Source organism: Ramlibacter sp. (assembly GCF_035706265.1).
Lineage (GTDB): Bacteria > Pseudomonadota > Gammaproteobacteria > Burkholderiales > Burkholderiaceae_C > Ramlibacter.
In genome coordinates, this window is sequence record NZ_DASSVG010000035.1 from 1 (window position 1) to 3,775 (window position 3,775).

Here is a 3,775-nt window from a genome sequence, read left to right on the forward strand (position 1 = left end):
CACCGCGAAGCCGAGCGCTACCCCCAGCACGCTGGCGAACAGGCCCACCACCGTGAACTCGAAGGCGTAGCTGCCGGCGATGGCCCGCTGGCTCTGCCCCAGCACGCGCAGCATCGCGCAGTCGTCCAGGTGGCGGCTGGCGAAGCCGCGCGCCGCCAGCGCCACCGCCACCGCACTCAGGAGCGCGGCGAGCAGCGCCACCAGGTTGAGGAATTTCTCGGCCCGGTCCAGCGTCTGTCGCATCTCCGGCCGGCCGCCTTCCAGCGACTCGACGCGCACGCCGCGCACCTCGGGCCGGCGCGCCTCTGCCGCCGCCCAGTCGGCGAAGCGCGCCACCGCCCTCGCGTCCTCGCCCGCCACCGCGAAGCGCCAGGAGATGCGGCTCGCGGGCTGCACCAGCCCCGTGGCCGGGAGGTCGTCGACGTGGATCATCACGCGCGGCGCGAAACTCAGGAAGCCGGCACCGCGGTCCGGCTCCAGCGTGATCACGCGCGCGATGCGCAGCTGCGCGTCGCCCAGCAGCAGCGGGTCGCCCACGGCCAGGCCCAGCGCCTCCAGCAGCGCGGCATCGACCCACGCTTCGCCGCGCTTCGGGACTTCGCTCGTGGGTCGGCCGGGCACCTCGGTATCCGCGGCCACCTGCAGCCGCCCGCGCAGCGGATAGCCGGTGGGCACCGCCTTCAGCGCCACCAGCCGGCTGGTGCCGCCCTGCGCATCGGCCGCGCGCGCCATCGAGGGGAACACCAGCGTGGTCACGCTCTGCAGCCCCAGGCGGCGCGCCTGCTGTTCGAACTGCGCCGGCGTGGCCTGGTCGCTCACGACGACGGCGTCGCCGCCCAGGAGCTGGCGGGCGTCGCGCTCGAGTCCCGTCTGCAGCCGGTCGGCGAAGAAGCCGACCGCGGTGAGCGCCGCCACGGCGAGCGTGACGGCCACGATCAGCAGGCGCAGCTCGCCGCCGCGCAGGTCGCGCCACAGCGTGCGCCAGCCGTGGGCGAAGGCCCGGGGGATTGCCACTTGTTTCTTCCTGGAGGTTGACGCGGTCAAGGACGCGCCGCGATCGGCGTCGCATCCAGCCGCGCCTGCAGCTGCTTCAGCACGGGCCGCAAGCCCTCGCCGACGCTGATCTGCGGATTGGAGAAGCCGTCCGGCTTGCCGGCCTCCTCCTCGCGCTGGCGGATCACCGGCACGGCGGCCGCGAAGGCCTCCTCGAAGGAGTGCGTGCGGCGCAGCTGCTCGTCGAAGACGGCGCGGCCGAAGTATGTCAGGTCGGACAGGCGCCCGCAGCCATAGGAGGTGTGCTCGGCGTCGGCCGCCGTCATCACCAGTGTCGTGTTGCGGGCCAGCGGGCCCACCCAGCCGCCGGAATAGCAGGCGGAGATGGCGATCACGCGATTGCGGATGCCGGCCTCGTCCAGCGCCACGCGCAGCTCGCCGGGGCTGACCGATTCGACGGTCAGCGGCGGGTGCGCGGCCTCGAGCTGGAAGTCGCTCGCCGCATGCGAGGTGAGGTAGACCACCAGCAGGTCGTGCTCGCGGTCCATGCGCGCGGCGATGGCCTCGATGGCGCGCTTGAGGTTCAGCGGCGTGGCCCAGGGCAGCGATTCCACCGTGTCCACGTGGTTCACCAGCTGCAGCACGCGGCCCTTGGCGTCGAAGCGCTGCGCCAGCAGGTCCGCCACCAGCGTGCTTTCCTTGAGGAACACGTCCTCCGCCGCGTAGGGGGCGAACACCAGGCCGTAGACGTCGGTCACACCGGGGCGCTGCGGCGCCAGCGCTTGGATGGCCCGCTCGAAGGCGGCCTGCTGGATCTCGAAGTTCTCCTGCGTCAGCACCAGCTTGGGCAGTTCTTCGTCCACCGCCTCCACGGTCGGCGCCTCCCACGCCCGCTCTGGGAACTGCCAGGCCGTCACGGCGAAGACCAGGAACATGCCGCCGGCCATGCCCGCCAGCCGGCGCTGGCGCAGCCCGAAGCTGCGGCCCAGCGACACCACGATCGCCATGGTCCACGTCCAGAGCAGCAGGTAGCAGGCCCAGGCGAACAGCATGGATTCGTCCAGCACCGTCGGCAGCACGCCATGCGCGTGCGCGATGCCCAGCAACTGCGAGACGCTGCCGGGCACCAGCGCCGCCACCAGCCACAGCGCGAGCCAGCCGCCCACCGCCGCCCCGAGCAGGGGCCACAGCAGGACGAGGATGGCGGCGACCGACCAGTAAGGCGCCAGCCAGGCGCGCAGGTTGAAGATCGCCGGCCCGTCCACTTCGAGCCGGCCCAGCACGATTTCGATGGCGATGGAGAGCAGCGCGATCGCCAGCAGCTCGCGCGGACGCACGCGCGCGTTGCCGATGTGCGGGGTGCGCAGGAAGGCCGCGCGCAGGCCTTCGCGCAGCCAGCCGCGCAGGCCCATCGCCTCGGCGACGGTTTCGTTCATGGCTGCATCATGCCAAAGCCGCGGGGCCCGCTCCCGTGGCGGCCCGGGCCCGGGTGCCGGCCAGTTCCGGCTGCAGCACCAGCCGCTGCGGCGCGGTGTAGCAGAGGAAATGGCGGTTCATCGCCCGGCCGATGGCGCACAGCCCGATGCGCTCGGCGATCTCGTATCCCATCTGGGTGATGCCGCTGCGCGAGACGACCACCGCCACGCCCATCTGCGCCGACTTGATCACCATCTCGCTGGTCAGCCGCCCCGTGGTGTAGAAGACCAGCGGCTGGTCTTCGGTGGGCACGATCGGCGCCTCCTGCTCGCGCAGCCACATCCAGCCGGCGATCGTGTCGATGGCGTTGTGCCGGCCCACGTCCTCCACGAACAGCAGCATCTCCTCGCCGCGAAACAGCGCGCAGCCGTGCACCGAACCGGCCGACTTGTACGTGCTTTCCTGCAGCCGGATCGCGTTGACGATGCCATAGAGCTGCGCCTGCGTGATGCGCGCGGGCGGCAGCGGGGCGCTGTCGATCTCCTCCATCATGTGGCCGAAGACGCTGCCCTGGCCGCAACCGGTGGTGACCACCCGGTGCGCCGTACGCTCCTCGATGCGCTCGATGCCCTCGCGCGTCTTCACGGCGGCGGCGTTGACCTCCCAGTCGACGGTGACGGACTCGATCGCCTCGACCGATTCCACCAGCCGCTGGTTGCGCAGGTAGCCGAGCACCAGCCATTCGGGATGGGCGCCCAGCGTCATCAGCGTCACCAGCTCACGCCGGTCGACGTAGAGCGTGAGGTCCCGCTCGGCGGGAATGGAAATGGTCTCCGCCTCGCCGAATTCGTTGAGGATCTGCACGCTGCGCGTGAGGGGCGCGCGGGCGTCGGTGAGCACGGGGCGGGTCATGGGTGGAAGGCTACCGCAAATGAAAAGGCCAGCCGGTGGGGCTGGCCTTGACGAGAGCTGGGGTTCGCGCGGCTCACCTGCGGCGGCCGCTGGCCGCCCCAGCCTACCTGCCGCAGCCGCCCGCCGCCCCGGCCTACTTCTTGGGCGCTTCGCCGGTCTTGCCGGACGTCATGGTGCCGGACTCGGCGCGCACGCTCGGCGGGCTGGTGGCGGTGGCGGCCGGGGAATGGGCGCCCGAGGTCTCCAGCGGCTTCTGCTCCGGCGGGGCATAGGCGAACGGGCCCGGATCGGTGCAAGGCGGCGTGCTCACCGCATTCGGCGCTGCGACGGCGGCCACCGGTGTGCTGCCACCCTGCGAAGCCGTGGTCGGGGTGGGCGTGGGCATCGGCGCAGGGGTGGCGGTCGTCGCCGGCGCTGCCGCTGGCGCGCCTGCCGACGCCGGTGCCCCGGCCGT

The 3,775-nt window shown here is 72.3% G+C and carries 4 protein-coding genes; all 4 read right to left on the minus strand.

Features of this window, described 5'->3' with window-relative positions; translation table 11 throughout:
- The coding region (locus tag VFM98_RS01120) for an ABC transporter permease (protein WP_325108042.1) at positions 1-1,014 on the minus strand (1,014 nt) is incomplete at its 3' end.
- 26 nt (positions 1,015-1,040) lie between these two features.
- Positions 1,041-2,429 carry a C13 family peptidase gene (locus VFM98_RS01125; RefSeq protein WP_325108043.1) on the minus strand — a complete coding sequence of 463 codons (1,389 nt, stop codon included), beginning with the start codon at positions 2,427-2,429 and terminating at the stop codon, positions 1,041-1,043.
- 7 nt (positions 2,430-2,436) lie between these two features.
- Positions 2,437-3,321 (minus strand): formate dehydrogenase accessory sulfurtransferase FdhD, encoded by an 885-nt coding sequence (locus tag VFM98_RS01130; protein ID WP_325108044.1) that lies wholly within the window; start codon positions 3,319-3,321, stop codon positions 2,437-2,439.
- A 133-nt stretch (positions 3,322-3,454) separates the two neighbouring features.
- Positions 3,455-3,775, minus strand: a 321-nt coding sequence (locus VFM98_RS01135; protein ID WP_325108045.1) for a hypothetical protein, incomplete at its 5' end; no start/stop codon positions are given.

Excerpts from the sequence above, each read along its gene's own strand:
- VFM98_RS01125 (WP_325108043.1), bottom strand. The coding sequence starts at position 2,429 with ATGAACGAAACCGTCGCCGAGGCGATGGGCCTGCGCGGCTGGCTGCGC.
- VFM98_RS01130 (WP_325108044.1), bottom strand. The coding sequence starts at position 3,321 with ATGACCCGCCCCGTGCTCACCGACGCCCGCGCGCCCCTCACGCGCAGC.